Below are 26831 nucleotides of genomic sequence, written 5' to 3'. Positions count from 1 at the left end.
CAGTCACATGACAGTCGAGTCAGAAGTATCCCTGGACGGGAAGAAGTTGACGATCGCAATCAAGGGTCGGTTCGATTTCGGCAGCCACCAGGCGTTTCGGGAAGCCTACGAGCGTTTCTACAAGGTGCCCGAGACCTATATCGTCGACCTCAAGGATGCCACCTACATGGACAGTTCAGCCCTTGGCATGCTGCTGTTGCTACGGGATCATGCTGGAGGTGATGACGCCGAAGTTCGCGTGACGAACAGCAACTCCGACGTGCGCAAGATCCTCGCCATCTCCAACTTCGACAAACTGTTCGATATCAATTGAGCGCCCTGGCCCCTGTCCTGGAGGCGCTGACCATCCTGATCGCCGAAGACAGCGCCGCCGACCGCCTGTTGCTGGCGAGCATCATCCGCCGTCAGGGCCACCAGGTGCTGACTGTCAGCAACGGCGCAGAAGCGATTGAGGTGTTTGCCCGTGAGCGCCCGCAACTGGTGTTGATGGACGCGCTGATGCCGGTGATGGACGGCTTCGAAGCCGCACGGCAGATCAAGCAACTGGCGGGGGAGGCGCTGGTGCCGATCATCTTCCTCACGTCGCTGCGCGAAAGCGAAGCTCTGGCCCAGTGCCTGGACGCGGGCGGCGATGACTTTCTGCCCAAGCCTTATAACCCCTTGATCCTGGCAGCGAAGATCAACGCCATGGACCGCCTGCGCCGCCTGCAGGCCACGGTTTTGCAACAGCGTGACCTGATCGCCAGGCACCACGAACACCTGATGCATGAGCAGCGGGCGGCCAAGGCGGTGTTCGACAAGGTCGCCCATTCCGGTTGCATCAACGCCGCGCCGAATATCCGCTATCTGCAATCGCCTTATGCGTTGTTCAACGGCGACTTGTTGCTGGCGGCTTACACGCCATCGGGTGACATGCATGTGATGCTGGGTGATTTCACCGGCCATGGCTTGCCGGCCGCCATCGGCGCCATGCCCCTGGCCGAAGTGTTCTACGGCATGACCGCCAAGGGCTACGGCCTCACGCAGACCCTGCGGGAAATGAACGCCAAGCTCAAGCGCATCCTGCCGGTGGACATGTTCTGCTGCGCCACCTTGCTGTGCCTGAGCGCCCAGCGGCGGGCGGTGGAGGTGTGGAACGGCGGCATGCCCGAAGGCTATGTGCATGAAGTCGCCACGGGCAGGCGCACGCCATTGATGTCGCGGCACCTGCCCCTGGGGGTGTTGTCGGCAGAGGCGTTCGATGACAGCACCGAGGTCTGGCCCATGGCGTTGGGCGAGCGGGTGTTTTTGCTTTCCGACGGCGTGCTCGACACCGCTGACGCCAACGATCAACTGTTCGGCGCCGAGCGCTTGCAGCAGGTGTTCGCCGCCAACCGCGAGCCCGACCGCCTGTTCGAGGACATCGAGCAGGCCCTGGCGGCCTTTCGCGGCCAGGCGCGCGATGACGTCAGCATGGTCGAGATCACGTTGCAGGCGGGCCAACCCTTGCGGGCGTCCGAACCGATGTATGCCGACAGCGGCCGGTCGTGCCCGCTGGATTGGTCGGTGAGTTTCGAATTCCGCGCCCAGACGCTCAGGACCTACAACCCGTTGCCGTACCTGCTGCAACTGCTGTTGGAGATCCATGGCCTGCGCGCGCAGAGCGGGGCGCTTTACAGTGTGATGGCCGAGTTGTATTCCAACGCGCTGGAGCATGGCGTGCTGGGCCTGGACTCACGGCTCAAGCGCGATGCCCAGGGGTTTGCGCAGTATTATCGCCAGCGCCATGAGCGCCTGGCGCAGTTGGACAGCGGTTACGTGCGCGTGCATGTGCAGGTGGTACCCACCGACAAGGGCGGCAAACTGACCTTACGCCTCGAAGACAGCGGGCAGGGTTTTGATGTGGAGCAAGAGCTGGCGCGCCCCGTGGACATCGACCGTCTGTCTGGTCGGGGCCTGAGCCTGGTGCGTCAACTGAGCAGCGCTGTAGGCTGGTCCGATGGCGGGCGCACTGTCTGCGTGGAGTTTTGTTGGGCGGCTCTGGCATAATCCGCCGATTCTTGATCAAGGAGCGAGCAAGTGGCTGAGATTCATATGGACCCCGAGGTGTTGTCGGGTTTGCAGGAAGTCATGGAAAGCGAATACCCCACGCTGCTGGACACCTTTCTGCATGACTCTGAAGAGCGCGTGCAAGCGCTGCGCAAGGCGCGGGACGACGCCAAGACGTTGGGGCGCATCGCACACAGCTTCAAGGGCAGCAGTGGCAACTTGGGGGCGCTGCGCTTGGCAACGTTGTGTGAGCGGTTGGAGACCGAGTCCTTCAAGTCTGCTTCCGACTTGGGGGCGTTGGTGGATCAGATTGATCGTGAGTTTGCGCTGGTTCGGCCGCTTTATGAGCATGAGCGGGAGCGGTTTTCTGGGGTTTGATATTTTATCGGCCTGACTTGGCCCGACTCTTGCTCTACCTCCATAGACTGCATCCCCGACCCCATGCAGTGGAGACCCTAACTTATGCCAGTCGTCCCCAATTCGCTTCTTCAGGCTGCCACTGCGGCCAAGCCTCAAGCGCCGGCCGCCACGCCTGCGGTAGCGCCTGCGGCCCCGCGGGACAAGGGCGCTGGCTTCGCTCAAGTGTTTGCCAAGCAAGCTGCCAAGCCGCAGGCCAAGAGCGACGACGCGCCAGCCAAACCCGTGCGCGACAAGGCTTCTGATCCCAGCGCCAAACCGGCCGCCGGCGACGATAAACCTGCCGCCAGCGCGCCAGCGGTTGCCGATAGCGGCAATCCCTTGCCTGCCAAGCCGGCCAAGAGCGACGACCACGCTGACAGTGAAGGCGAGCTACCTGCCGACCCGTCCCTGGCGCAGCAACCGGTGGCCGACCCGGCGCTGGTCGCCGCCGTGACGCCCGTGGCGGCCCCTGTGTCCGTACAAGCGCCTGCCGTTACGGCCGAAGATGACCAGGCCCAGCCGCTCATTGCCGTGACCGAGGAGCCCAAGCAGCCGGCCTTCGACCCTGAGGCCGACCCGCTGGATTCGATGCCGGCCGTGCGCCTGGCGATGGAGCAGGGCGGTCACGTCTCGGCCAGCAGCCAGGCGCCGCAGAAAGCCGCGCCCGCCCCCCAGGACCAGCCGACCGCCGCGCAGAGCTTTGCCGCCGGCCTGGCCAACATGGTCGACCAGCAAGCCACCAAGGACAGCACCGACCAGGGGGGCGACAAGGCCTTCGGCGCGCTGATCGATGACGGCCTCAAGGACCTCAAGAACGCCAGCAGCGACACCCGCGTGGACGACTTCGCCAACCGCCTCGCCGCGCTGACCCAGGCCGCCACGCCCAAAACCGCCAACGCCTTGCCGCCGGTTGCCAACGCGCCGCTTGCCATGCATCAGAGCGGCTGGACCGAAGAGGTGGTCAACCGCGTGATGTACCTGTCCAGCGCCAACCTCAAGTCGGCCGAGATCCAGTTGCAGCCCGCTGAACTGGGGCGCCTGGATATCAAGGTCAATATGACGGCGGACCAGCAAGCCCAAGTCAACTTCATGAGCGGCCATGCGGTGGTGCGTGAAGCCCTGGAAAGCCAGTCCGGCCGTTTGCGCGAGATGTTTGCCCAGCAGGGCATGGGGCAGGTGGATGTGAACGTGTCCGACCAGTCGCGGGGCCAGGACCAGCAGCAACAGCAGAGCCAGGCGCGAGGCGTCAGTGGCAGCGGCAGGCGTGCTGACAGCGGCGACGCCGGTGGCCCTGTGGACGTGGCCGAAGTGGCAGCGCCCGTGAGCCAGAGCGTGATCGGCTCCAGCGCCGTCGACTACTACGCCTGACTTCCTGCTCAAACCCGGTCAGTGTGGGAGCTGGCTGATCGTTCCTACGCTCTGCGTGGGAATGCCACCCCGGACGCTCCGCGTCCCGAAGTCGGCGATGTTTTCGACCGTTGCGCACGGTGACGCGTAGCGTCACAGGATGCATTCCCACGCAGAGCGTGGGAACGATCATCTTCCTGCGCCTGCCAGACAACTCTGGCATAACACTTGCTCTTGCCTTGCCATAGATCTACGAATCCCCGAATAGTGACGGATTATTGGCATGGCGAAGAGCGACGACGCAGCAACTCCCCCCGCAGGCAAAGGCAAGCTCAAGCTGATCCTGTTGATTGTGCTGGGCCTGCTCCTGGCGATCGGTGCCTCGGTGGGCGGCACCTGGTACATCATGCACAGCAGTGCGAGTAAACCGGCGCCCACCGCCGAAACTGCCACGAACGTCAAGCAACCGGCAATCTTCGAGCAGATGCTTCCGGCCTTTGTCGCCAACTACAACCAGAATGGTCGTCAACGCTACCTGCAGGTGAGCATCACCTTGCTGGCGCGCAACCAGGCGGACCTCGATGCCCTCAAGGTGCATATGCCGGTGATCCGCAACAACCTGGTGATGCTGTTCTCCGGGCAGAGCTTCGACAGCCTGGCCACGCCAGTCGGCCAGGAAATGCTGCGCCAGAAGGTCACTGCCAGCGTGCAGGAAGTGGCCCAGAAAGAACTCGGCAAAGTTGTGGTCGAGCAGGCGCTCTTCACTAACTTCGTATTGCAGTAGGATCACGACATGGCCGTGCAAGACCTGCTGTCCCAGGATGAAATCGATGCGCTGTTGCATGGCGTGGACGATGGTCTGGTACAGACCGAAATGGCTGCCGAACCCGGCAGCGTCAAAAGTTATGACCTGACCAGCCAGGATCGCATCGTGCGGGGACGCATGCCGACCCTGGAGATGATCAACGAACGCTTTGCCCGCTACACCCGCATCAGCATGTTCAACATGCTGCGCCGCTCGGCGGACGTGGCCGTGGGCGGTGTGCAGGTGATGAAGTTCGGTGAATACGTACACTCGCTGTACGTGCCCACCAGCCTCAACCTGGTCAAGATCAAGCCGTTGCGCGGCACTGCGCTGTTCATCCTCGACGCCAAGCTGGTGTTCAAGCTGGTGGACAACTTCTTCGGCGGCGACGGCCGTCACGCCAAGATCGAAGGGCGTGAATTCACCCCCACCGAACTGCGCGTGGTACGCATGGTGCTGGAGCAGGCCTTCATCGACTTGAAGGAAGCCTGGCAGGCGATCATGGAAGTCAACTTCGAGTACATCAACTCGGAAGTGAACCCGGCCATGGCCAACATCGTCGGGCCGAGCGAGGCCATTGTGGTGTCGACCTTCCACATCGAACTCGATGGCGGTGGCGGCGACCTGCACGTGACCATGCCGTACTCGATGATCGAGCCGGTGCGCGAAATGCTCGACGCCGGCTTCCAGTCCGACCTCGACGACCAGGACGAACGCTGGGTCAAGGCCCTGCGCGAAGACCTGCTGGACGTCGACGTGCCGTTGAGCGCCACCGTGGCCCGCCGTCAGTTGCGCCTGCGCGATATTTTGCACATGGCGCCTGGGGACATCATCCCCGTCGACTTGCCGGAAGAGTTGATCATGCGCGCCAACGGCGTGCCGTCATTCAAGGTCAAGCTCGGTTCCCACAAGGGCAACCTGGCGCTGCAAGTGGTTGAGCCGATCAACCGCCGCTGATTCAACCCCAATTCATGATTGTTTGCTGCGCCGAGGACATGTAATGGCTACCGAACACGAAAACACTTCCGCCGAAGACCAGGCCCTGGCTGACGAGTGGGCTGCGGCCCTGGAAGAAACCGGCGATGTTGGCCAGGACGACATCGACGCGCTGCTGGCCGCCGACGCCGCCACCGCGCCGGCCGGCAACCGCCTGGCCATGGAAGAATTCGGCAGCGTGCCGAAGAACAACGACCCGGTGAGCCTCGATGGCCCGAACCTGGATGTGATCCTCGACATCCCGGTGTCGATTTCCATGGAAGTGGGCAGCACCGAAATCAACATCCGCAACCTGTTGCAGCTCAACCAGGGCTCGGTGATCGAGCTGGACCGCCTGGCCGGCGAGCCGTTGGACGTGCTGGTCAACGGCACCCTGATTGCCCATGGCGAGGTGGTGGTGGTCAACGAGAAGTTCGGCATCCGCCTGACCGACGTGATCAGCCCGAGTGAACGCATCAAGAAGTTGCGCTGAGATGAAGTACTCGATGGCGGGACTGTTGCTGGCGCTGCCATTGAGCGCCCTGGCGGCGGAGCCGGTGGCGCAGGTGGCTGCGGCGCCAGCGGTCGGCAGTGTCAGTGGGCAGTTGACGCAACTGGTGCTGGGCCTGTTGCTGGTGATTGGCCTGATCTTCGTGCTGGCCTGGTTGATGCGCCGCGTGCAGCGCATCGGCCCGGGCAACGGCCAAGTGATCGAGCTGGTGGGCTCGCGCGCCCTCGGCCCGCGTGATCGGCTGGTGCTGGTGCAGGTGGGCGAGGAGCAGATCCTGCTCGGCATCACCCCCGGCCGCATCACCCCGCTGCATGTACTCAAGACCCCGGTGGACGCGGTCAAGACCGAAGCCGCCACGCCAGAATTCGCCCAGCGCCTGATGGAGTTGCTGGGCAAGGATCAGAAGGATAAGAAGTAATGCGCGTTTTGTTGACGCTCATGCTGTTGCTGGCCGCACCGATGGCCCTGGGCGCCGACCCGTTGTCGATCCCGGCGATCACCCTGGGCACCAACGCGGCGGGCGCGCAGGAATATTCGGTCAGCCTGCAGATCCTGCTGATCATGACGGCGCTGAGTTTTATCCCGGCGTTCGTCATGCTGATGACCAGCTTTACGCGGATCATCATCGTCTTCTCGATCCTGCGCCAGGCCCTGGGCCTGCAGCAGACGCCATCGAACCAGATCCTCACCGGCATGGCGCTGTTTTTGACGCTGTTCATCATGGCGCCGGTGTTCGACAAGGTGAACCAGCAAGCCCTGCAACCTTATCTGGCGGAAAAGCTCACAGCCCAGGATGCCATCGACAAGGCTCAGGGCCCGATCAAGGACTTCATGCTGTCGCAAACCCGCTCCAGCGACCTTGAGCTGTTCATGCGCCTGTCCAAGCGCACCGACATCGCTACCCCGGATCAGGCACCGCTGACCATCCTGGTACCGGCGTTCGTCACCTCCGAACTGAAGACCGCGTTCCAGATTGGCTTCATGATCTTCATCCCGTTCCTGATCATCGACCTGGTGGTGGCGAGCGTGTTGATGGCCATGGGTATGATGATGCTGTCACCGTTGATCATCTCGCTGCCGTTCAAGATCATGCTGTTTGTGCTGGTGGACGGCTGGGCGCTGATTATCGGCACCCTGGCCGGCAGTTTCGGAGGGGTATAGCGCTATGACGCCAGAAGTCGCCGTTGACCTGTTCCGTGAAGCGCTGTGGCTGACCACCCTGATGGTCGCCGTGCTGGTGGTGCCCAGTCTGTTGGTGGGCCTGCTGGTGGCGATGTTCCAGGCGGCCACCCAGATCAACGAACAAACCCTGAGCTTTCTGCCGCGCCTGCTGGTGATGCTGGTGACCCTGATCGTCGCCGGCCCGTGGCTGGTGCAAACCTTCATGGAATACATCCTGCAGTTGTACGGCAGTATTCCGCAGTTGATCGGCTGAGCCGATGCAATCCTTGCTGGCCTTGACCGACACCCAGATCAGTACCTGGGTGGCCTCGTTCATCCTGCCGCTGTTTCGCGTCACGGCGATGTTGATGGCCATGCCGGTGTTCGGCACCACGTTGGTACCGCGTCGTGTGCGCCTGTATTTCGCTGTGGCGATCACCGTGGTGATCGTGCCGGGCCTGCCGCCGATGCCGCCGGTGAACGCACTGGACCTTAGCGCCTTGTTGCTGATTGCCGAACAGATTCTGATCGGTGCCATGCTGGGGTTTTCCCTGACCCTGTTTTTCCAGGCCTTTGTGGTGGCCGGGCAAATCATCTCGATCCAGATGGGTATGGGCTTCGCTTCAATGGTGGACCCCACCAACGGCGTGTCGGCGGCGGTGATCGGGCAGTTTCTGACCATGCTGGTGACCTTGCTATTCCTGGCCATGAACGGTCACCTGGTGGCGTTCGAGGTGCTGACCGAGAGTTTCACCACCTTGCCGGTGGGCGCAGGCTTGGTGGTCAACCACTTCTGGGAACTGGTGGGGCGCCTCGGTTGGGTGCTGGGCGCGGCGCTGTTGCTGGTGTTGCCGGCGATCACGGCGCTGCTGGTGGTCAATATCGCGTTCGGCGTGATGACCCGCGCGGCGCCGCAACTGAACATCTTCTCGATTGGTTTCCCGCTGACCCTGGTGTTGGGTATGGGGATTTTCTGGGTCGGCCTGGCTGACATTCTCAATCAGTATCAACCGCTGGCCACCGACGCCTTGCAGTTCTTACGTGATCTGGCGCGGGCGCGCTGAGCCATGGCCGAGAGCGAGAGTGGTCAGGACAAAACAGAAGACCCCACGGAGAAACGTAAAAAGGACTCCCGGGAAAAGGGCGAGATCGCACGCTCCAAAGAGCTCAACACTTTCGCCACCATGATCGCCGGTGCCGGGGCCTTGTTGATCTACGGGGGAGGCCTGGCGCTGGACCTGCTGGAGATGATGAAGCACAACTTCAGCTTGCCCCGCGAAGTGCTGCTCAACCCCGACGCCATGGCCCAGTACCTGCTGCACTCAGGCAAAATCGCCCTGTTGGCGGTGCAACCGATCTTGATCACTTTGCTGCTGGCCGCGCTGATCGGCCCGGTCGCCCTCGGCGGCTGGTTGTTTGCCGCGGGCAGCATGGCGCCCAAGTTCAGCCGCATGAACCCGGGGGCGGGGCTCAAGCGCATGTTCTCTGCCAAGGCCCTGATTGAATTGCTCAAGGCCTTGGCCAAGTTTTTCCTGATTCTGTTCGTGGCGTTGGCGGTGTTGTCATCCGACATCGACGACTTGCTGCGCATTGCCCATGAACCGCTGGAATCGGCGATCATCCACAGCGTGCAGGTGGTGGGCTGGAGCGCACTGTGGATGGCCCTCGGGCTGATCCTGATCGCCGCCGTGGATGCGCCGATCCAACTGTGGGAAAGCCACAAGAAACTGCTGATGACCAAGCAGGAAGTGCGCGACGAGCACAAGGACCAGGAAGGCCGCCCCGAGGTCAAGCAACGCATCCGCCAACTGCAGCGGGAAATGTCCCAGCGCAAGATGATGGCCGCGGTGCCCGACGCCGATGTGATCATCACCAACCCGACCCACTACGCCGTGGCCCTCAAGTACGACCCGGAGAAGGGCGGCGCGCCGATGCTGCTGGCCAAGGGCAGTGACTTCACCGCGTTGAAAATCCGCGAAATCGCCGTGGCCAACGACATTCTGTTGCTGGAATCGCCGGCGTTGGCGCGCTCGATTTTTTATTCCACCGACCTCGACCAAGAAATCCCGGCCGGCTTGTACCTGGCCGTTGCACAGGTACTGGCCTACGTTTACCAAATCCGCCAATACCGCGCCGGCAAGGGCAAGCGGCCTGATCCGCTCAAGGATTTGCCGATTCCGCCGGATTTGCGTCGGGATTCCTGAGGCTCAATGCGCCGCGGCTGTGGTAAACCGTAGTTATTTAAGTCGCTCGGGAGTATCGCTTTGGGGTGCTTCGACTTTCGATAATTGCAGCACGTACACCTGCTCTACAAGTGTAGGGTCTGGTTTACCGCCACGGGTTCCAAATAGCTCTTGCCGGCCATCCACTACCAAAAAATTGTGGCCTGGAGCGCTGGCAACCCCGATTTCACCCGGAGTTTCCAGCTCCTTCAACTTCGCGTTACTATCGCGGCCGGGTTTAATGTGATCCTTTAACCCAAGGAGTTCATACCCTTCCCAGGGAGAAGCTCCATCGTTAAGGCTTTTCACGCCATTAGCGTAGCTCTGTCCAACACGATCATAGCTATTTACCAGTTGTGCTCGCTTGGCAGCCACTGCGAACATAAAGTTAGCGTCGGTGAGCATCACCGGATCATCGCCTTTATACCCTGAATTGCGGGCTGCCAACTGTAACTCGCCTTTTGACAGGTACAGTTTGAAACCGTCGCGCATGGTCACGAAATAACCCTGAGCGACTTCCTTTACCGCTTCAAAGACATCCTTTTGACCAAACAGCGCCATCCCTGCCTTGATCCAGGAAGTAATTACACAGTTATCTTCATAACCTTGGCTGAAACCACTATAGATATTTTCTGGCTTTTTTCCGGGTTCAGACCCACCAGGATGATAGTGATAGAAGCTGTCCGCCTTCATCAGGGGCTTGTCACTGATGACCTCGCCCGCGGGGTAAAGGCTCATGTCGACGTTTTGGGAATTGCTGCCACCATCACCTGGAATCCCGCGCGGGTCAGATGTCCAGCCTCCTCTTACCAAATTAAGATCGTCCTGCAGGCGTTTGAATCGTTCAGGTGACAGGGCTGATTCAAAACGCTGTAGATAGGCTTTCAGATCTTTTTGCGGCATCACCTTGAGTTTTTCGATCAACTTATCGAACGCTGCGGGTGAATCCACTTCATTGCCTAAAATCTCGAATAGCGTTTTTTTCAGATCTGGTACCAGTTTAGTTTCGCCCGTCGACGGGGCTGGCGCCCAAACGTACTCAGCTTTAGGGGGCCCTGATTCAACCGTTTCAGCCTCTGAGGAGGCAAAGCGAAAAAAGGTGTTTAATGCGTTTAAATTTAAGTCCATGGTTTCGCCGCTATTTTTTAATCGCTTATCCACCCTAGGGAAGGGTGATTTTAAAGAGCTGATCGCTCAGCGAGTTGAGTGACAAAAAATGTCGTACCGGTTCCACAAAATCTTTATCCCTAGGCCCGATAGCGTTTTCGCAGGCGTCGAAGTACCTATCATGATGACTTCATCAGGATTCAAACCCGGTCTTACCTGTCAACTTTGACAGTAGCCATTACGCCGCCTTCACTGTTTGATACAGCGATGAGGCGCGCAGCCATGCGCGGCTCGGGAGGCGGTGATGGATAGGGGTACGGTCAGGTGGTTCGATGCGGTCAAAGGCATCGGCTTTATTGTGCGGGATCGCGATGGCAACGAGGTTGCCGTCCAATCGATGAATGTCACATGTGCTGAAATCCCGCAAGCGCCTGCCAAGCAGCGCAAACCGCGCAAACGCAAAAAATCAGCGGATGCATGATCCGCAACGTTGCCATGCCTATCACCCATTGAAAGCCCGCGTCTACCTGTCAACTCTGACAGTAGCCAACGGGCGCTGCCCGCTGTTTTATTACCCACCATGCACTGCGCGTATGTAGTAACGAGATGCAGGGAGAGCGGTTGTGAAGGTGGCTACGGGTACGGTCAGGTATTACGTCTGGCTCAGAGGCGATTGGTTGATCAAGCCCGATGGCGGGGGAGAGGATGTGTTTATCAATGGCAGAGACTGGCGTTGCACCGCGCTGTGGTTTGGCAAGCGCATGGAGTTCCAAATGGTCCATCGACCCGAGGGTATTTATGCGTTGCCTATCAAACGGTGCAACCCAGGTGAACCGGGTCTCAAGTGAAGTGTAGGGAGAATGGCAATGGCAACTGGCACGGTGAAGTGGTTTAACGCGGAGAAGGGATTTGGTTTTATTACCCAAGATGATGAAGGGCCCGATGTGTTTGCCCATTACTCGGCAATTGCGACGGCTGGGTACAAAAGCCTGGAGGAGAATCAAAAAGTAGAGTTTGACATCACACAAGGTCCAAAAGGCCCACAGGCTTACAATATACGGCCAGTTTAAAAACTGAATCACAGGTGGGAGCTGGCTTGCCTGCGATGGCTGACTCACAGCCAATATCCCAGTGGCTGACACACCGCAATCGCAGGCAAGCCAGCTCCCACCCTTGCCCGTATTATCCGCTGCTTGCTTTGCCCGCCATTGTGGCGCCAACGTGCAGGCGATCAGCCAGTAACTGCGCGAGTTCGATCAACTGCGCAACGCCGAGCAATTCCTCTCGTTTCGAACCTTCCAGGTCAAAGGCCAAGTCGCAGCTCAGCGCATTGGCCGAAGCAAGTGTTTCACTGAGGTTGACCAGCAGGTCTTCGCTGCTGATGCCGTCGGCTACGGTAAACAGCCGGGTGGGGGAATTTGAGGCGTGTTTGATCACTGTGAAGCTCCTTTTAGAAAGGGAGAGGGTGCTTTTGCTCCTAGGTAATCCGGGCCGCGACGCCCGTCCGCTGCGTTTGCAGCGGTGTACGGAGACTAGAGAGCGAGTTTCCTAGGGGCAACCCCAAATCCTTATCGGAAATTTCCTCGATATCCAAGGTGCACACAAATCCAAATGTGGGAGCTGGCTGGCCTGCGATAGCTGATTTACAGCCAATATCTCAGTGGCTGACACACCGCAATCGCAGGCAAGCCAGCTCCCACACTTGAATCGGCTAGCACTCGAGAATCATCCCAAAACCAAAGTTGGAAGGCTTCTTGCAACCCCGCCTCCAAGTCGCCCTCCAGCGTCAAAACTTTGCTTCAAGGACCCGAGGAATACCGGTGGTAGATCGCTCTCAAATGCTCAACACGGCCCGTGGCACCCTGACTGACCTGTCGCGGGGCAATCTGGGTGTGCCGTTGTTGTTGCTGGTGATGCTGGCAATGATGATGTTGCCGATGCCGCCCTTCCTGCTCGACGTGTTCTTTACCTTCAACATTGCCCTGTCTGTCGTGGTCTTGCTGGTGTGCGTGTACGCCTTGCGGCCGCTGGATTTCGCGGTGTTCCCGACGATTCTGCTGGTGGCGACCCTGCTACGTCTGGCATTGAACGTCGCCTCCACGCGGGTGGTGATGCTCCACGGCCAGGACGGCCATGCCGCTGCCGGTAAGGTGATCCAGGCCTTCGGTGAGGTGGTGATCGGCGGTAACTACGTGGTCGGTATCGTGGTGTTCGCGATCCTGATGATCATCAACTTTGTGGTGGTGACCAAGGGCGCCGGGCGGATTTCCGAGGTGAGCGCGCGGTTTACCCTCGACGCCATGCCCGGCAAGCAGATGGCCATCGACGCCGACCTCAACGCCGGCTTGATCGACCAGAACCAAGCCAAGTCGCGCCGGGCCGAAGTTGCTCAGGAAGCCGAGTTCTACGGCTCCATGGACGGCGCCAGCAAATTTGTGCGCGGTGACGCCATCGCTGGCCTGTTGATTCTGTTTATCAACCTGATCGGCGGCATGGCGGTCGGTATCTTCCAGCACGGCATGACCTTCGGCGATGCCGGCAAGGTGTACGCCTTGCTGACCATTGGTGACGGTTTAGTGGCGCAATTGCCATCACTGTTGTTATCCACAGCGGCGGCCATCATGGTTACCCGTGCTTCGGGCTCCGAAGACATGGGCAAGCAGATCAGCCGGCAGATGTTCGCTTCGCCCAAGGCCCTGGCCGTGGCGGCGGGCATTATGGCGATCATGGGTATCGTGCCGGGCATGCCGCACTTCTCGTTCCTGAGCATGGCGGCCCTGGCGGGTGGCGCGGCGTACCTGTTCTGGAAGAAGCAGAACCAGGTCAAGGTCCAGGCCGAGCAGGAGATTGCCCGTCAACAGGATCTGCTGCCATCCCCGGCCCGTGCCCAGGAAACCAAGGAACTGGGCTGGGACGACGTCACGCCCATCGACATGATCGGCCTGGAAGTCGGCTACCGCCTGATCCCGCTGGTCGACCGCAACCAGGGTGGGCAACTGCTGGCGCGAATCAAGGGCGTGCGCAAGAAGCTGTCGCAGGACTTGGGCTTCCTGATGCCCACTGTGCATATCCGTGACAACCTCGACCTGGCCCCCAGCGCCTATCGCCTGACCCTGATGGGGGTGATCCTGGCCGAAGCCGAGATCTACCCGGACCGCGAACTGGCGATCAACCCAGGCCAAGTGTTCGGTACGCTCAACGGCATCACCGCCAAAGATCCGGCTTTCGGCCTGGAAGCGGTGTGGATCGAAGTCAGCCAGCGCAGCCAGGCGCAGTCCCTCGGTTACACCGTGGTGGATGCCAGCACCGTGGTCGCCACGCACCTCAACCAGATTCTCTACAAGCACTCCCACGAGCTGATCGGCCACGAGGAAGTCCAGCAATTGATGGGCTTGCTGGCCAAATCGTCGCCAAAACTGGCCGAAGAGCTGGTGCCTGGCGTGCTGTCGTTGTCGCAGTTGCTCAAGGTGTTGCAAGCGCTGTTGGCCGAACAGGTGCCTGTGCGCGACATTCGCAGCATTGCCGAGGCCATCGCCAACAATGCCGCCAAGAGTCAAGATACTGCCGCTCTGGTGGCGGCGGTGCGTGTCGGCGTGTCCCGCGCAATCGTGCAAAGCATTGTAGGGACTGAGTCCGAGCTGTCTGTGATCACCTTGGAGCCCAGGTTGGAACAAATATTGCTCAATAGTATTCAGAAGGCAGGGCAAGGCCAGGAAGAGGGCGTTTTACTGGAGCCAAGCATGGCTGAAAAGCTGCAGCGTTCGTTGATCGACGCCGCACAGCGCCAGGAAATGCAGGGCAACCCGGTGATCCTGCTGGTGGCCGGCCCGGTTCGCGCGATGTTGTCGCGGTTTGGACGCCTGGCTGTACCGAATTTGCACGTGTTGGCTTACCAGGAAATTCCTGACAATAAGCAAGTGACTATCGTCGCGACAGTTGGGCCCAATGGCTGAGGTAGTGGGTTATGCAAGTTAAGCGTTTTTTCGCCGCCGATATGCGTCAGGCCATGAAGTTGGTCCGCGATGAGCTGGGCGCCGATGCCGCGATTATCGGTAACCGTCGGATTGCCGGCGGTGTCGAGCTGACGGCTGCCCTGGATTACACGCCCCAGGCGCTGGCCCCGCGCGTGCCGAACATGGAACTCGAAGACGAGCTGCGCAAGACCGCCTCGCGCATTGTGTCGGCCCAGGCTGAACTGAGCATGCGCGGTGACAGCGATGCCAGCACCAATCGCCAATTATTCGCCGGCCTGCCGCTGACCGCCGCCGAGCCGCTGGTTGAGCCCACCTTTGTCGAACCGCCGCGTCCTGCAGCGCCTGCCCCGGCCGCCGCAGTTGACCAGCGTGTGATCGACTCGATGCGCTTTGAACTCAATGGCCTGCGTGAATTGCTCGAAGTGCAGCTGGGCTCATTGGCCTGGACTCAGTTGCAAGGCAGCAAGCCCCAGCAAGCCAACCTGTGGCGCCGCTTGCAACGCATCGGCTTGTCCGGCCCGTTGTCCCGCGACCTGCTGGCCTTGACCGCCGAAGTCGAAGAACCTCGTCAGGCCTGGCGCATGTTGCTGGCGCATCTGGCGCGCATGATCGCCACGCCGGAAATCGAACCCCTGGAAGAGGGCGGTGTGATCGCCATGGTCGGCCCCGCCGGCATGGGCAAGACCACCACCCTGGCCAAGCTGGCCGCCCGTTATGTGCTTAAGTACGGCGCACAGAATATCGCGTTGGTGAGCATGGACAGCTACCGCATCGGCGCCCAGGAGCAGCTCAAGACCCTGGGCCGCATTCTCAACGTGCCGGTGACCCATGTCGACCCGGGCCAGTCCCTGGCCAATGCCCTCGAGCCGTTGCTGCGCAAGCGCGTGGTGCTGATCGATACCGCCGGCCTGCAAGCCAGTGATCCAGCGCTGCGCATGCAGCTCGAAAGCCTGGCCGGGCGTGGCATCAAGTCGAAAAATTACCTGGTGCTTGCAACCACCAGCCAGAAACAGGTTCTTACCGCTGCCTATCACAGCTACAAGCGTTGCGGCCTGGCCGGCTGCATCCTCACCAAACTCGACGAAACCGCGAGCCTGGGCGAGGTATTGAGCCTGGCCATCAGCCATGAATTACCGGTTGCCTACCTCACCGACGGGCCGCGGATCCCGGATGATCTGCATCTGCCGCGCCGTCATCAGTTGGTCAGCCGTGCCGTGAGTGTGCAAATGCAAGACGAGCCTAGCGAGGAAGCGATGGCCGATATGTTCGCCGACCTTTACCACCACCCGGCTAAACGGGTGGGTTGAGGCAGGATGAACACCGTGAAATGTACCTACATCGATGGTCTGCAAGCGATTCACGCGGCCAAGCCATGTAGCCTGCGTCTAAGCAAGACAAGGTAAAGAAATAAAATGGGCAGCATGCATCCCGTACAGGTGATCGCGGTGACCGGCGGCAAAGGTGGCGTCGGGAAAACTAACGTGTCAGTGAATTTGTCCCTGGCCCTGGCAGAGCTTGGCCGTCGCGTCATGCTGCTGGATGCTGACCTGGGCTTGGCGAACGTGGACGTTCTCCTGGGGCTGACACCCAAACATACCCTGGCCGATGTGATCGAGGGCCGCTGCGAGCTGCGCGATGTGCTGCTCCAGGGCCCTGGTGGCATTCGCATCGTGCCGGCGGCCTCGGGCACCCAGAGCATGGTGCACCTGAGCCCCGCGCAGCATGCCGGGCTGATCCAGGCGTTCAGCGACATCGGCGACAACCTCGACGTGCTGGTGATCGACACCGCCGCCGGGATCGGCGAGTCGGTGGTCAGCTTTGTGCGCGCAGCGCAGGAAGTGCTGTTGGTGGTGTGCGACGAGCCCACCTCGATCACCGATGCCTACGCGCTGATCAAACTGCTTAACCGTGACTACGGCATGAATCGCTTCCGCGTGCTGGCCAACATGGCCCAGAGCCCGCAGGAAGGGCGCAACCTGTTCGCCAAGTTGACCAAGGTCACGGACCGCTTCCTCGATGTGGCTTTACAATACGTCGGCGCAGTTCCCTATGACGAGTGTGTGCGCAAGGCCGTGCAAAAGCAGCGTGCGGTCTATGAAGCGTTCCCTCGTTCGAAATGCGCACTGGCGTTCAAGGCCATTGCCCAGAAGGTCGATACCTGGCCGTTGCCCGCCAACCCGCGGGGGCATCTGGAGTTTTTCGTCGAGCGTTTGGTGCATCAGACGAGCGCAGGACCGGTGCTATGACATCCAGCGGCTACAACCTTTACAAAAAGTCGGCACGTGACAGCCAGGGCGAATTGATCGAGCGCTATGCGCCGTTGGTCAAGCGCATTGCCTATCACCTGTTGGCGCGCCTGCCCGCGAGTGTGCAGGTTGAAGACTTGATCCAGGCCGGCATGATCGGCCTGCTTGAAGTCTCGACCAAATACGACGCCAGCAAGGGTGCCAGTTTCGAAACGTATGCGGGTATCCGTATTCGTGGCGCGATGCTCGACGAGGTGCGTAAAGGCGATTGGGCGCCGCGTTCGGTACACCGCAATACGCGTATGGTCAGTGATGCAATTCGAGCAATTGAAGCAAAAACCGGTCGTGACGCTAAAGATCATGAAGTTGCGGCCGAACTCCAATTGAGTCTCGACGATTATTACGGGATTTTGAACGATACCTTGGGCAGCCGCCTGTTCAGTTTTGACGACCTTTTACAGGACGGCGAACACGAAGGGCTGCACGAGGACGGCGCGAGCGCGCATACGGAGCCGTCACGCGACCTGGAAGATGAACGTTTCCAGGGCGCGTTGGCCGATGCAATCGCCAACTTGCCGGAGCGTGAGCGGCTGGTGCTGGCGCTGTACTACGACGAAGAGCTGAACCTCAAGGAAATCGGTGAGGTCCTGGGGGTCAGCGAATCGCGTGTCAGCCAGTTGCATAGCCAGTGCGCAGCCCGCTTGCGGGGGCGATTGGCCGAGTGGCGCGCGCGCTGACAGGCAGTGTGGGGGCACTGCAGACGCTGCCGTGAGATCGCAAGGTTTCGCGGCTGTGTGCCGTGGTGCCCTGGGCAGTCCTTTTTGTGTAACGCCTGTTGATTGAAATGGCGCGTCCAGGTGCTGGGCGCGTTTAAGACTGCTTGGAGGTCGAATTGGACAAGAACATGAAAATCCTCATCGTTGATGACTTCTCAACGATGCGGCGGATCATTAAAAACCTGTTGCGTGACCTTGGGTTCACCAACACGGTCGAGGCGGATGACGGCCTGACGGCCATTCCGATCCTCAACAGCGGGAGCATCGACTTTCTGGTAACCGACTGGAACATGCCGGGCATGACCGGTATCGACCTGCTGCGCCATGTGCGCGCCGATGAAAAACTGCGCAGCTTGCCTGTGCTGATGGTGACCGCCGAAGCCAAGCGCGAACAGATCATCGAAGCCGCCCAAGCCGGGGTCAACGGTTATGTGGTCAAACCATTCACGGCACTGGCCTTGAAAGAGAAGATCGAGAAAATCTTCGAACGCATCCACGGCTAATGCCATCGCGGGGGAGCTATGGAGCATAACGAAACGTCACAGGGCGACTTTGAGTCGACCCTGAAAAAACATGCTCACCAGTTGGTCGACAGCCTGGAAAAAGGCCAGTTCGCCGATGCGGTGCAGTTGATCCATGAGCTTAACCAGACCCGTGACCGCGGCCTGTACCAGGAAGTGGGCAAGCTCACACGCGAGCTGCACAGCGCAATCGTCAATTTCCAGATTGACCCGCGCATGCCCCAGGCCGAAGAAATTTCCCAGATTACCGACGCCACCGAGCGCCTGTCCTATGTGGTCAGGCTGACTGAGGCGGCGGCCAACCGCACCATGGACCTGGTGGAAAACGCCACGCCCCTGGTCAACGGCATGGCCACCGAAGCCCAGGCCTTGAGCCAGGACTGGGGCCGCTTCATGCGCCGCGAAGTGGGCGCTGAAGAGTTTCGTGAACTGGCGCGTCGCGTCGACGGGTTCCTGTCGCGCAGCGAACAGGAAAACCGCACGGTGGCCAGCAACCTCAACGACATCCTGCTGGCCCAGGATTACCAGGACCTCACCGGCCAGGTAATCAAGCGCGTGACCCAGTTGGTTACCGAAGTGGAAAGCAACTTGCTCAAATTGGTGCTGATGGCCGGCCAGGTCGATCGTTTTGCCGGCATCGAACATGACCGTGAAGCGATCCTCTCTGAAAAAGATCCACAAAAACATCTCGCCAAGGGTGAAGGTCCGCAGATTCATGCCGATAAACGTGAAGACGTTGTGTCAGGTCAGGATGACGTAGATGACCTGTTATCCAGTTTAGGCTTCTAAGGAGCACCCACATGAGCTTCGGCGCCGATGAAGAAATCCTTCAGGATTTCCTTGTAGAGGCCGGCGAAATTCTAGAGCAACTGTCCGAACAACTGGTCGAGCTGGAAAGCCGACCGGATGATGCGAACCTGCTCAATGCAATTTTTCGCGGTTTTCACACTGTAAAAGGGGGCGCCGGCTTCCTCCAGCTCCATGAGCTGGTGGAGTGCTGTCACATCGCCGAGAACGTTTTCGACATCCTGCGCAAGGGTGAGCGTCACGTCGACTCGGAACTGATGGACGTGATTCTCGAAGCACTGGATGCGGTCAACGGCATGTTCAGCCAAGTGCGTGAACGTGCACCGATCACTGCCGCCACGCCGGAACTGCTGGCCGCCCTGGCGCGCCTGGCCGAACCTGCCGATACCGCGGCTGCGCCGGTGGTCGAGGCCGCACCGGAGCCGGTGGCGCAAGCCGAGCCGGACGTGACCGACAGCGAGTTCGAACAACTGCTCAACTCCCTCAGCGCGGTCAAGGCCGAAGCTGAAGTGCCGGTGCAGCCTGCCGCGACGCCGAGCAGTGAAGACATTACGGACGCCGAGTTCGAGTCGTTGCTCGACCAGTTGCACGGCAAAGGCCAGTTCGCGGCGGATGCCGTGGCACCTCCTGCGGCGACGCCAGAAGCACCCGCTGCCAACACCAGCACTGACATTACCGACGACGAATTCGAGGCACTGCTCGACCAACTGCATGGCAAAGGCACCTTTGTGGCCGAAGCCCTGCCCGAGGTTGCAGCGACTGCCGCCGCCGCTGCGCCAGCGGCCAGTACCGCACCGGCCGGTGACGGGTTGATCTCGGATCACGAATTCGAAGCCTTGCTCGACGAGCTGCACGGCAAAGGCAAGTTCAGCGAAGTTGCCCCGGCCGCGGCCGCGCAGGTTGCAGCACCAGCCACTGCGGCACCGGTTGCTGCCAAACCTGCGCCGGCAGCCAAGCCAGCACCTGCCGCCGCCCCGGCCCCTGCGCGTGCAGCGGCCCCAGCGGCAGCGGAAAAACCTGCCAGCGAAGCCGAAACCACCGTGCGTGTGGATACCGCGCGCCTGGACGACATCATGAACATGGTGGGCGAACTGGTGCTGGTGCGTAACCGCCTGGTGCGCCTGGGCCTGAACAGCGGCGACGAAGCCATGCAGAAGGCCGTGTCGAACCTCGACGTGGTCACCGCCGACCTGCAAACCGCGGTGATGAAAACGCGGATGCAGCCGATCAAGAAAGTCTTCGGCCGTTTCCCGCGCCTGGTTCGTGACCTGGCGCGCCAGCTCAAGAAAGAAATCAACCTGGAACTGGTGGGCGAAGAAACCGACCTCGACAAAAACCTCGTCGAGGCTCTGGCTGACCCGCTGGTCCACTTGGTGCGCAACGCGGTCGACCACGGCGTAGAAACTCCGGAAGAACGCGAAGCTGCGGGCAAGTCCCGCAACGGCAAAGTGATTTTGGCGGCGGAGCAAGAGGGCGACCACATCCTGCTGTCGATCACCGATGACGGCAAAGGCATGGACCCGACCATCTTGCGCAATATCGCGGTCAAGCGCGGCGTGATGGACAAGGACGCCGCCGACCGCCTGACCGACACCGAGTGCTACAACCTGATCTTTGCCCCGGGCTTTTCGACCAAAACCGAGATCTCCGACGTGTCCGGGCGTGGCGTGGGCATGGACGTGGTGAAGACCAAGATCAGCCAGCTCAACGGCTCGATCAATATCTACTCGACCAAGGGCCAGGGCTCCAAGATCGTCATCAAGGTGCCGTTGACCCTGGCGATCATGCCGACCCTGATGGTGATGCTGGGCAACCAGGCGTTCGCCTTCCCGCTGGTCAACGTCAACGAGATCTTCCACCTCGACCTGTCGCGCACTAACGTGGTGGACGGCCAGGAAGTGGTGATCGTGCGTGACAAGGCGTTGCCGCTGTTCTACCTCAAGCGTTGGCTGGTGGCCTCGGCCGCCCATGAAGAACAACGCGAAGGTCATGTGGTGATTCTGTCCGTGGGTACCCAGCGCATCGGCTTTGTGGTCGACCAACTGGTGGGCCAGGAAGAAGTGGTGATCAAGCCTTTGGGCAAGATGCTGCAGGGAACCCCAGGCATGTCGGGCGCAACCATTACCGGTGACGGTCGCATCGCACTGATTCTCGATGTTCCGAGCATGCTCAAGCGTTACGCCGCACGGCGTATTTGATTCTGGTGGGGCAGGGCGGTCATGCCCGCCCCGCCTAACGGAGTGTTTATGGCAGTCAAGGTCCTGGTGGTGGACGATTCGGGTTTCTTCCGCCGCCGCGTCTCGGAAATTCTTTCCGCTGATCCAACGATCCAGGTGGTCGGCACGGCCACCAACGGCAAAGAGGCGATCGATCAAGCCATTGCCTTGAAGCCGGACGTGATCACCATGGACTACGAGATGCCGATGATGGATGGCATCACGGCCGTGCGCCACATCATGCAACGCTGCCCTACACCGGTATTGATGTTTTCCTCGCTGACTCACGAAGGCGCGCGGGTGACCCTCGACGCTTTGGATGCCGGCGCGGTGGACTTTTTGCCGAAGAATTTCGAAGACATCTCGCGCAACCCCGACAAGGTCAAGCAGATGCTGTGCGAGAAGGTGCACAGCATTTCCCGCAGTAACCGTCGCAGCCTGTTCAGCACACCTGCGCCAGCCCCTACGCCTGCGCCCGCCGCAGCGGCGCCCAGTTCGTCGTTTGCGCGCCCGGCCCCGGCGCCCGTGGCCCGGCCTGCGGTCGCGCCGGTGCGTGCCGCCGCAGCGCCGAGTGCGCATTCGCCGGCACCCAAGCGCAAGGCTTACAAGCTGGTCGCCATCGGCACCTCCACCGGCGGCCCGGTGGCCTTGCAGCGGGTATTGACCCAACTGCCGGCCAACTTCCCGGCGCCGATTGTGCTGGTGCAGCACATGCCGGCGGCATTCACCAAGGCGTTCGCCGAGCGCTTGGACAAGCTGTGCCGTATCACCGTCAAGGAAGCCGAGGATGGCGACATTCTGCGTCCTGGCCTGGCACTGCTGGCGCCGGGCGGCAAGCAGATGATGGTGGATGGGCGTGGCGCGATCAAAATCCTGCCGGGCGATGAGCGCCTGAACTACAAGCCGTGTGTGGATATCACCTTCGGTTCGGCGGCCAAGTCCTATGGCGACAAAGTTCTGGCGGTGGTGCTCACCGGCATGGGCGCCGATGGCCGTGAAGGTGCGCGCCTGCTCAAGCAGGGCGGCAGCGCCATCTGGGCCCAGGATGAAGCCAGTTGCGTGATCTATGGCATGCCCATGGCCATCGTCAAGGCTGACCTGGCCGATGCGGTCTACAGCCTGGACGACATCGGCAAGCACCTGGTGGAGGCCTGCCTCTGATGGATGTGTTGAGCCTGATCGGCATCACCATGGCGTTTGTCGCCATCATTGGTGGCAACTACCTGGAAGGCGGCCACCTCGGCGCCTTGGCCAACGGCCCGGCAGCGCTGATCGTGATCGGTGGCACCGTGGGCGCGGCGTTGTTGCAGTCGCCCCTGAGCTCATTCAAGCGTGCCATGCAGATTCTGGTGTGGATCATTTTTCCGCCACGGGTCGACCTGGCAGGCGGCATCGACCGCGTGGTCAATTGGAGCCTCACCGCCCGCAAGGAAGGCCTGCTGGGCCTGGAAGGCGTGGCCGATGCCGAGCCTGACAGCTACGCGCGCAAAGGCCTGCAACTGTTGGTCGATGGCGCCGAACCGGAAGCGATCCGCAGCATCCTCGAAGTGGACTTCTACACTCAGGAAAGCCGTGACATCAACGCGGCCAAAGTCTTTGAAAGCATGGGCGGCTACGCGCCGACCATTGGCATCATCGGCGCGGTGATGGGCCTGATCCACGTGATGGGCAACCTGGCCGACCCTTCGCAACTGGGCAGCGGCATTGCCGTGGCGTTTGTCGCGACCATCTACGGCGTGGCCAGTGCCAACCTGGTGTTGCTGCCGGTGGCCAGCAAGCTCAAGTCGATTGCCATGCGCCAGTCGCGTTATCGCGAAATGTTGCTCGAAGGCATCCTGTCGATTGCCGAGGGCGAGAACCCGCGCTCCATCGAATTGAAGCTTCAGGGCTTCATGGATTGATGGGTATGCGCATTGACCTGTGGCCAGTGAGCTTTATGTGGCGAGCGAGCTTGCTCGCGCTGGGCTGCGAAGCAGCCCCAAAACCAGGCACAGCAATTTGTCTGAACAAATGCGTTGCCTGGATGGGGGCCGCTTCGCGCCCCAGCGCGAGCAAGCTCGCTCGCCACAGTAAAGCGGCCAATAGCGGTCAGGGAGGTATTTGCCTGTGAGCCGTCGCCGTCGCGAGCCTGAAGAACACGTCAACCACGAACGCTGGTTGGTGTCCTACGCGGACTTCATCACCTTGCTGTTCGCGTTTTTTGTGGTGATGTACTCGATCTCGTCGATCAACGAAGGCAAGTACAAGATCATTTCCCAGGCGCTGGTGGGCGTGTTCAACGATGCCGAGCGGTCGCTCAAGCCGATCCCTATCGGCGAAGAGCGGCCCAAGACCGTGACCCCGGCCAAGCCCCTGGTCAATGACAGTGATGAAACCGCTGCTGGCATCCAAGGCACCAGCGACCCGCTCAAGAGCATCGCCGACGATATCAGTGCCGCCTTTGGCGACCTGATCAGCTCCAACCAGATGACCGTGCGCGGCAATGAGTTGTGGGTGGAGATCGAGCTGAACTCCAGCCTGTTGTTCGCCAGTGCCGATGCATTGCCCAGTGACCAGGCGTTCACCATCATCGACAAGGTCGCGGCGATCCTCAAACCGTTTGAAAACCCGATCCACGTGGAAGGCTTCACCGACAATTTCCCCATCAGCACTGCGCAGTACCCGACCAACTGGGAGCTGTCCTCGGCTCGCGCGTCGAGCATCGTGCGCATGTTGGCGATGCAGGGTGTGAACCCCCAGCGCCTGGCGTCGGTGGGCTATGGTGAATTCCAGCCGGTGGCCAATAACGCCACGGTCGAAGGCCGTGCCCGTAACCGCCGGGTGGTGCTGGTGGTCTCGCGCAACCTGGATGTGCGTCGCAGCCTGACCGGAACCGGCACCGCCAATGCCACCCCGGATGCGGCGTTGAAGCGTGCTGGCACACAAACTGCACCGCCCGTTGTCAAACCGCCGGTCCGACCGAGTAACGTCAATTCTCCGTCGCTGGCTCAATAACCGTATGCAATGTCTCGGTCGCGCCTGTGCCCGCCGGGAGGAACCAACCGAATGAGAGTCTGGGCAGTTGCCAATCAAAAGGGTGGAGTCGGCAAGACCACCACTTCCATCGCCTTGGCCGGTTTGCTGGCCGAAGCGGGCAAGCGTGTGGTCGTGGTCGACCTGGACCCCCACGGTTCCATGACCAGCTATTTCGGCTACGACCCGGATGCGCTGGAACATAGCTGCTATGACCTGTTTTTGCACAAGGGCAGCGTGCCGGCGGATCTGCCTGGGCAACTGCTGTTGCCCACCAGCAACGAAAGTATTTCCCTGCTGCCGTCGAGCACCGCCCTGGCCACGCTGGAGCGCCAGTCGCCAGGCCAGAGCGGCCTGGGCCTGGTGATCGCCAAGACCCTGGCGCAGCTGTGGCAGGACTTCGATTACGCGATCATTGACAGCCCGCCGTTGCTCGGCGTGCTGATGGTCAACGCGTTGGCGGCCAGCCAGCAATTGGTGATCCCGGTGCAGACCGAGCACCTGGCGGTCAAGGGCCTGGAGCGTATGGTCAGCACCCTGGCGATGATCAACCGTTCGCGCAAGCAGGCGCTGCCGTTCAGCATCGTGCCGACCTTGTTCGACCGTCGCACCCAGGCGTCCCTCGGCACCTTGCGCGTATTGCGCGATGCCTACCCGGACACCATCTGGAACGGTTACATCCCGGTGGACACGCGCCTGCGTGACGCCAGCCGTGCCGGGCTCACACCGTCGCAGTTCGACGGCAAGAGCCGTGGCGTGCTGGCCTACCGTGCGTTGCTCAAGCACCTGCTGTCGCAACAACTTGTGGCGCAGGTGGCGTGATGAACCGTCCTGTCGAATTCAAGACCCGCCCGCAACTGGCACTGGAATCCTACCTGGATGCCTTGCTGCAGGATGCGACGGCCGAGGAACTGCCAGAACCGATTCTGGTACTTGAGCCTGCTGTCGAACCCGAAAGCCCGCTGGATGAATTCCAGCAGGCGGTGATGGAAGAGCAGGCACGGGATGCGCAGGGGGTGGAGGCGCCCGTGGTGGTGCCGAGCGCCCCGGCAGTGGTGGCGCCGCCGGTGGTCGAACCGCTGGTGGACGTGCACCTGCCGTCCAGCATCACGCCGCCACCGGTGACGGGCGACGGTCGCCCCTCATGGGCGGCCGAGCCGTTCGAGTGCCTGCTGTTCGACGTCGCCGGGTTGACCCTGGCGGTGCCGCTGGTGTGCCTGGGCTCGATCTATTCCCTGGAAGGCCAGGAGCTGACGCCGCTGTTCGGGCAGCCGGAGTGGTTCCTCGGCATCCTGCCCAGCCAGGCCGGCAACCTCAAGGTGCTGGATACGGCGCGCTGGGTGATGCCCGACCGCTACCGCGATGATTTTCGCCAGGGCCTGCAATACGTGATCTCCGTGCAGGGCTACGAGTGGGGGCTGGCAGTGCATCAAGTCAGCCGCTCGTTGCGCCTGGACCCCAATGAAATCAAATGGCGCAGCCACCGTGGCCAGCGGCCGTGGTTGGCGGGCACTGTGATCGAACACATGTGCGCGTTGCTGGATGTCGCCGAACTGGCCGAGTTGATCGCCAGCGGTGCGGTGAAGGCGATGCCACAGAACAAACGCAGTTGATTGAACAATAAGGGCCGTGCGGTTGCGCGGCCTACGTGCACACACGCCGTCGATAGCGGCATTTGAAGGGGTCAGATGAATGAACAAGTCAGCGTCCGCACAAGGTTTGGATGATCCGATCCTGCAATGGGTGACCTTCAAGCTGGACAACGAAACCTACGGCATTAACGTGATGCGCGTGCAGGAAGTGCTGCGCTACACCGAGATCGCCCCGGTTCCAGGCGCGCCAAGCTACGTGCTGGGCATCATCAACCTGCGCGGCAACGTGGTGACGGTGATCGACACCCGCCAGCGTTTCGGCCTGGACACGGTTGAAGTCAGCGACAACACCCGTATCGTGATCATCGAGGCCGACAAGCAAGTGGTCGGCATCCTGGTCGACAGCGTGGCCGAGGTGGTTTACCTGCGCCAATCGGAAGTGGAAACCGCACCGAACGTCGGTAACGAAGAGTCGGCCAAGTTCATCCAGGGCGTGTGCAACAAGAACGGCGAACTGCTGATTCTGGTTGAGCTGGACAAGATGATGAGCGAAGAAGAGTGGTCGGAACTGGAGAGCATCTGATTGTTCCTTGAGGCAGCGGTGATTGTCCTGGCCCTGTTGTGGGCCGGGACCTTGGCGTTTGTGCTGCGCTATGTGCGCCAGCAGCGGGAGTTGGCCTTGCAACAGGCCGAGCGCGATGCGGTGCGTGACCGGCGCATTCTGGAACTGGTCAAGCGCGTTGATCATTACCAGCAAAGTGCGGTGCGGGTGGGGGATGAGGTGCATGAACTGCGTGCGATTCTTGCGCCGTTGCCGGACAGGTTGGTGCAGTTGGAGCAGCGTGATCCGTCGAACCTGTCGTTTGCCCAGGCGGCCAAGCTGGTCGGCATGGGCGCGACGGTGGATGAGTTGACCCAGTCGTGCGGGCTGACCCAGGCCGAGGCGCAGTTGATGAGTAAGTTGCACAAGGGCTGATTCTCGACGCGGCTTGGCCGCCGCAGCGATCAACTGTGGGAGCTGGCTTGCCTGCGATGACGGCCTACCAGCCGACACCTCTCTACCTGACACCCCCGATCCAACTGTGGGAGCTGGCTTGCCTGCGATGACGGCCTACCAGCCGACACCTCTCTA

The 26831-nt window shown here is 61.0% G+C and carries 30 protein-coding genes; 28 read left to right on the top strand and 2 right to left on the bottom strand.

Translation table 11 applies throughout. The features are described 5' to 3' along the window. Window positions 1-7: 7 nt before the first annotated feature. The 12 genes from AC4PS6_RS21145 (at window position 8) to flhB (ending at window position 9430) form a co-directional block, all read left to right on the top strand. Entirely contained in the window at window positions 8-313 is a 306-nt protein-coding gene (locus AC4PS6_RS21145) for an STAS domain-containing protein (protein ID WP_014719349.1), read from the top strand. After that, window positions 310-2028: a SpoIIE family protein phosphatase gene (locus AC4PS6_RS21140; RefSeq protein ID WP_492180981.1), complete on the top strand. Its 1719-nt coding sequence runs from the start codon at window positions 310-312 to the stop codon at window positions 2026-2028. Before AC4PS6_RS21145 ends, AC4PS6_RS21140 begins: the two co-directional genes overlap by 4 nt. A 30-nt stretch (window positions 2029-2058) precedes the next feature. Continuing rightward, window positions 2059-2406: an Hpt domain-containing protein gene (locus AC4PS6_RS21135; protein ID WP_014719347.1), complete on the top strand. Its 348-nt coding sequence runs from the start codon at window positions 2059-2061 to the stop codon at window positions 2404-2406. Between the two features lie 84 nt (window positions 2407-2490). After that, the gene (locus AC4PS6_RS21130; protein WP_492180980.1) at window positions 2491-3795 is read left to right on the top strand and encodes a flagellar hook-length control protein FliK; all 1305 of its coding nucleotides are present in this window, start codon (window positions 2491-2493) and stop codon (window positions 3793-3795) included. Between the two features lie 262 nt (window positions 3796-4057). After that, a complete protein-coding gene (gene fliL / locus AC4PS6_RS21125; protein WP_019818373.1) occupies window positions 4058-4558 on the top strand; it encodes a flagellar basal body-associated protein FliL in 501 nt (166 codons plus the stop codon). 9 nt (window positions 4559-4567) lie between these two features. Beyond that, the gene (gene fliM, locus AC4PS6_RS21120) at window positions 4568-5536 is read left to right on the top strand and encodes a flagellar motor switch protein FliM (protein ID WP_014719344.1); all 969 of its coding nucleotides are present in this window, start codon (window positions 4568-4570) and stop codon (window positions 5534-5536) included. A gap of 43 nt (window positions 5537-5579) precedes the next feature. Then, window positions 5580-6047, top strand: a complete 468-nt coding sequence (gene fliN / locus AC4PS6_RS21115) for a flagellar motor switch protein FliN (RefSeq protein WP_003192941.1) — start codon at window positions 5580-5582, stop codon at window positions 6045-6047. A 1-nt stretch (window position 6048) separates the two neighbouring features. Then, window positions 6049-6483: a flagellar biosynthetic protein FliO gene (gene fliO, locus AC4PS6_RS21110; RefSeq protein WP_019818369.1), complete on the top strand. Its 435-nt coding sequence runs from the start codon at window positions 6049-6051 to the stop codon at window positions 6481-6483. Continuing rightward, window positions 6483-7226, top strand: a complete 744-nt coding sequence (fliP, locus tag AC4PS6_RS21105; protein WP_003192937.1) for a flagellar type III secretion system pore protein FliP — start codon at window positions 6483-6485, stop codon at window positions 7224-7226. The genes fliO and fliP overlap by 1 nt, the downstream gene beginning before the upstream one ends. Before the next feature lie 4 nt (window positions 7227-7230). Further along, window positions 7231-7500, top strand: a complete 270-nt coding sequence (gene fliQ / locus AC4PS6_RS21100; protein WP_003192936.1) for a flagellar biosynthesis protein FliQ — start codon at window positions 7231-7233, stop codon at window positions 7498-7500. A 4-nt stretch (window positions 7501-7504) separates the two neighbouring features. After that, complete coding sequence (fliR, locus tag AC4PS6_RS21095; RefSeq protein WP_005790062.1) at window positions 7505-8290, top strand: flagellar biosynthetic protein FliR; 786 nt, start codon at window positions 7505-7507, stop codon at window positions 8288-8290. Window positions 8291-8293: 3 nt separating this feature from the next. Then, window positions 8294-9430, top strand: coding sequence for a flagellar biosynthesis protein FlhB (gene flhB, locus AC4PS6_RS21090; RefSeq protein ID WP_336826947.1), 1137 nt, complete (start codon window positions 8294-8296; stop codon window positions 9428-9430). A 33-nt stretch (window positions 9431-9463) separates the two neighbouring features. Here the strand turns inward: flhB and AC4PS6_RS21085 are convergent, their stop codons facing one another. Then, window positions 9464-10576, bottom strand: coding sequence for a hypothetical protein (locus AC4PS6_RS21085; protein ID WP_032902455.1), 1113 nt, complete (start codon window positions 10574-10576; stop codon window positions 9464-9466). Window positions 10577-10859: 283 nt separating this feature from the next. Between AC4PS6_RS21085 and AC4PS6_RS21080 the strand changes: the two genes are divergently transcribed. Together AC4PS6_RS21080 and AC4PS6_RS21075 are read left to right on the top strand one after the other, a co-directional pair. Continuing rightward, window positions 10860-11036, top strand: a complete 177-nt coding sequence (locus AC4PS6_RS21080; protein ID WP_020302700.1) for a cold-shock protein — start codon at window positions 10860-10862, stop codon at window positions 11034-11036. Between the two features lie 385 nt (window positions 11037-11421). Beyond that, window positions 11422-11625, top strand: coding sequence for a cold-shock protein (locus AC4PS6_RS21075; RefSeq protein ID WP_020302702.1), 204 nt, complete (start codon window positions 11422-11424; stop codon window positions 11623-11625). Window positions 11626-11737: 112 nt separating this feature from the next. Here the strand turns inward: AC4PS6_RS21075 and AC4PS6_RS21070 are convergent, their stop codons facing one another. Then, on the bottom strand, window positions 11738-11992 hold the full coding sequence (locus AC4PS6_RS21070; protein ID WP_020302703.1) for a DUF6124 family protein: 255 nt from the start codon (window positions 11990-11992) through the stop codon (window positions 11738-11740). A 401-nt stretch (window positions 11993-12393) separates the two neighbouring features. Between AC4PS6_RS21070 and flhA the strand changes: the two genes are divergently transcribed. The 14 genes from flhA to AC4PS6_RS21000 all read left to right on the top strand — a co-directional run bounded on the left by flhA (window position 12394) and on the right by AC4PS6_RS21000 (window position 26675). Next, window positions 12394-14508: a flagellar biosynthesis protein FlhA gene (flhA, locus tag AC4PS6_RS21065; protein ID WP_492181001.1), complete on the top strand. Its 2115-nt coding sequence runs from the start codon at window positions 12394-12396 to the stop codon at window positions 14506-14508. A gap of 11 nt (window positions 14509-14519) precedes the next feature. Beyond that, window positions 14520-15836 carry a flagellar biosynthesis GTPase FlhF gene (flhF, locus tag AC4PS6_RS21060; protein ID WP_019818351.1) on the top strand — a complete coding sequence of 439 codons (1317 nt, stop codon included), beginning with the start codon at window positions 14520-14522 and terminating at the stop codon, window positions 15834-15836. Window positions 15837-15941: 105 nt separating this feature from the next. Then, the gene (gene fleN / locus AC4PS6_RS21055) at window positions 15942-16775 is read left to right on the top strand and encodes a flagellar synthesis regulator FleN (protein WP_003192912.1); all 834 of its coding nucleotides are present in this window, start codon (window positions 15942-15944) and stop codon (window positions 16773-16775) included. Further along, window positions 16772-17512 (top strand): RNA polymerase sigma factor FliA, encoded by a 741-nt coding sequence (fliA, locus tag AC4PS6_RS21050; RefSeq protein WP_003192909.1) that lies wholly within the window; start codon window positions 16772-16774, stop codon window positions 17510-17512. Before fleN ends, fliA begins: the two co-directional genes overlap by 4 nt. Window positions 17513-17679: 167 nt before the next feature. Further along, window positions 17680-18054, top strand: coding sequence for a chemotaxis response regulator CheY (locus tag AC4PS6_RS21045; RefSeq protein WP_003192908.1), 375 nt, complete (start codon window positions 17680-17682; stop codon window positions 18052-18054). Window positions 18055-18072: 18 nt separating this feature from the next. Beyond that, entirely contained in the window at window positions 18073-18861 is a 789-nt protein-coding gene (locus AC4PS6_RS21040) for a protein phosphatase CheZ (protein WP_003192906.1), read from the top strand. Window positions 18862-18872: 11 nt separating this feature from the next. Then, complete coding sequence (locus tag AC4PS6_RS21035; RefSeq protein WP_014719334.1) at window positions 18873-21077, top strand: chemotaxis protein CheA; 2205 nt, start codon at window positions 18873-18875, stop codon at window positions 21075-21077. 48 nt (window positions 21078-21125) lie between these two features. Further along, on the top strand, window positions 21126-22256 hold the full coding sequence (locus AC4PS6_RS21030) for a protein-glutamate methylesterase/protein-glutamine glutaminase (RefSeq protein ID WP_003192904.1): 1131 nt from the start codon (window positions 21126-21128) through the stop codon (window positions 22254-22256). Beyond that, on the top strand, window positions 22256-22996 hold the full coding sequence (locus tag AC4PS6_RS21025) for a flagellar motor protein (protein ID WP_003192902.1): 741 nt from the start codon (window positions 22256-22258) through the stop codon (window positions 22994-22996). Before AC4PS6_RS21030 ends, AC4PS6_RS21025 begins: the two co-directional genes overlap by 1 nt. Window positions 22997-23201: 205 nt before the next feature. Beyond that, the gene (motD, locus tag AC4PS6_RS21020) at window positions 23202-24089 is read left to right on the top strand and encodes a flagellar motor protein MotD (RefSeq protein ID WP_014719333.1); all 888 of its coding nucleotides are present in this window, start codon (window positions 23202-23204) and stop codon (window positions 24087-24089) included. 51 nt (window positions 24090-24140) lie between these two features. After that, window positions 24141-24929: a ParA family protein gene (locus AC4PS6_RS21015; RefSeq protein WP_014719332.1), complete on the top strand. Its 789-nt coding sequence runs from the start codon at window positions 24141-24143 to the stop codon at window positions 24927-24929. Continuing rightward, on the top strand, window positions 24929-25720 hold the full coding sequence (locus AC4PS6_RS21010) for a CheW domain-containing protein (protein WP_336826948.1): 792 nt from the start codon (window positions 24929-24931) through the stop codon (window positions 25718-25720). Before AC4PS6_RS21015 ends, AC4PS6_RS21010 begins: the two co-directional genes overlap by 1 nt. A 79-nt stretch (window positions 25721-25799) precedes the next feature. Continuing rightward, on the top strand, window positions 25800-26282 hold the full coding sequence (locus AC4PS6_RS21005) for a chemotaxis protein CheW (RefSeq protein WP_003192896.1): 483 nt from the start codon (window positions 25800-25802) through the stop codon (window positions 26280-26282). Then, window positions 26283-26675, top strand: a complete 393-nt coding sequence (locus AC4PS6_RS21000) for a DUF2802 domain-containing protein (protein ID WP_014719330.1) — start codon at window positions 26283-26285, stop codon at window positions 26673-26675. It abuts the gene before it with no gap. The last annotated feature ends 156 nt before the right edge of the window (window positions 26676-26831 follow it).

The organism is Pseudomonas sp. DW-iso17 (genome assembly GCF_058725345.1).
The sequence above is the reverse complement of the archived record's forward strand: the minus strand, read 5'-3'. Positions and strand labels throughout refer to the sequence as shown.

Bases quoted from the DNA above. Each gene is read 5' to 3' on its own strand.
- AC4PS6_RS21145 (WP_014719349.1), top strand. From the start codon at position 8: ATGACAGTCGAGTCAGAAGTATCCCTGGACGGGAAGAAGTTGACGATC.
- AC4PS6_RS21130 (WP_492180980.1), top strand. From the start codon at position 2,491: ATGCCAGTCGTCCCCAATTCGCTTCTTCAGGCTGCCACTGCGGCCAAG.
- fliL (WP_019818373.1), top strand. From the start codon at position 4,058: ATGGCGAAGAGCGACGACGCAGCAACTCCCCCCGCAGGCAAAGGCAAG.
- fliM (WP_014719344.1), top strand. From the start codon at position 4,568: ATGGCCGTGCAAGACCTGCTGTCCCAGGATGAAATCGATGCGCTGTTG.
- fliN (WP_003192941.1), top strand. From the start codon at position 5,580: ATGGCTACCGAACACGAAAACACTTCCGCCGAAGACCAGGCCCTGGCT.
- fliO (WP_019818369.1), top strand. From the start codon at position 6,049: ATGAAGTACTCGATGGCGGGACTGTTGCTGGCGCTGCCATTGAGCGCC.
- fliP (WP_003192937.1), top strand. From the start codon at position 6,483: ATGCGCGTTTTGTTGACGCTCATGCTGTTGCTGGCCGCACCGATGGCC.
- fliQ (WP_003192936.1), top strand. From the start codon at position 7,231: ATGACGCCAGAAGTCGCCGTTGACCTGTTCCGTGAAGCGCTGTGGCTG.
- fliR (WP_005790062.1), top strand. From the start codon at position 7,505: ATGCAATCCTTGCTGGCCTTGACCGACACCCAGATCAGTACCTGGGTG.
- flhB (WP_336826947.1), top strand. From the start codon at position 8,294: ATGGCCGAGAGCGAGAGTGGTCAGGACAAAACAGAAGACCCCACGGAG.
- AC4PS6_RS21085 (WP_032902455.1), bottom strand. From the start codon at position 10,576: ATGGACTTAAATTTAAACGCATTAAACACCTTTTTTCGCTTTGCCTCC.
- AC4PS6_RS21080 (WP_020302700.1), top strand. From the start codon at position 10,860: ATGGATAGGGGTACGGTCAGGTGGTTCGATGCGGTCAAAGGCATCGGC.
- AC4PS6_RS21075 (WP_020302702.1), top strand. From the start codon at position 11,422: ATGGCAACTGGCACGGTGAAGTGGTTTAACGCGGAGAAGGGATTTGGT.
- flhA (WP_492181001.1), top strand. From the start codon at position 12,394: ATGCTCAACACGGCCCGTGGCACCCTGACTGACCTGTCGCGGGGCAAT.
- flhF (WP_019818351.1), top strand. From the start codon at position 14,520: ATGCAAGTTAAGCGTTTTTTCGCCGCCGATATGCGTCAGGCCATGAAG.
- fleN (WP_003192912.1), top strand. From the start codon at position 15,942: ATGGGCAGCATGCATCCCGTACAGGTGATCGCGGTGACCGGCGGCAAA.
- fliA (WP_003192909.1), top strand. From the start codon at position 16,772: ATGACATCCAGCGGCTACAACCTTTACAAAAAGTCGGCACGTGACAGC.
- AC4PS6_RS21045 (WP_003192908.1), top strand. From the start codon at position 17,680: ATGAAAATCCTCATCGTTGATGACTTCTCAACGATGCGGCGGATCATT.
- AC4PS6_RS21040 (WP_003192906.1), top strand. From the start codon at position 18,073: ATGGAGCATAACGAAACGTCACAGGGCGACTTTGAGTCGACCCTGAAA.
- AC4PS6_RS21035 (WP_014719334.1), top strand. From the start codon at position 18,873: ATGAGCTTCGGCGCCGATGAAGAAATCCTTCAGGATTTCCTTGTAGAG.
- AC4PS6_RS21030 (WP_003192904.1), top strand. From the start codon at position 21,126: ATGGCAGTCAAGGTCCTGGTGGTGGACGATTCGGGTTTCTTCCGCCGC.
- AC4PS6_RS21025 (WP_003192902.1), top strand. From the start codon at position 22,256: ATGGATGTGTTGAGCCTGATCGGCATCACCATGGCGTTTGTCGCCATC.
- AC4PS6_RS21015 (WP_014719332.1), top strand. From the start codon at position 24,141: ATGAGAGTCTGGGCAGTTGCCAATCAAAAGGGTGGAGTCGGCAAGACC.
- AC4PS6_RS21010 (WP_336826948.1), top strand. From the start codon at position 24,929: ATGAACCGTCCTGTCGAATTCAAGACCCGCCCGCAACTGGCACTGGAA.
- AC4PS6_RS21005 (WP_003192896.1), top strand. From the start codon at position 25,800: ATGAACAAGTCAGCGTCCGCACAAGGTTTGGATGATCCGATCCTGCAA.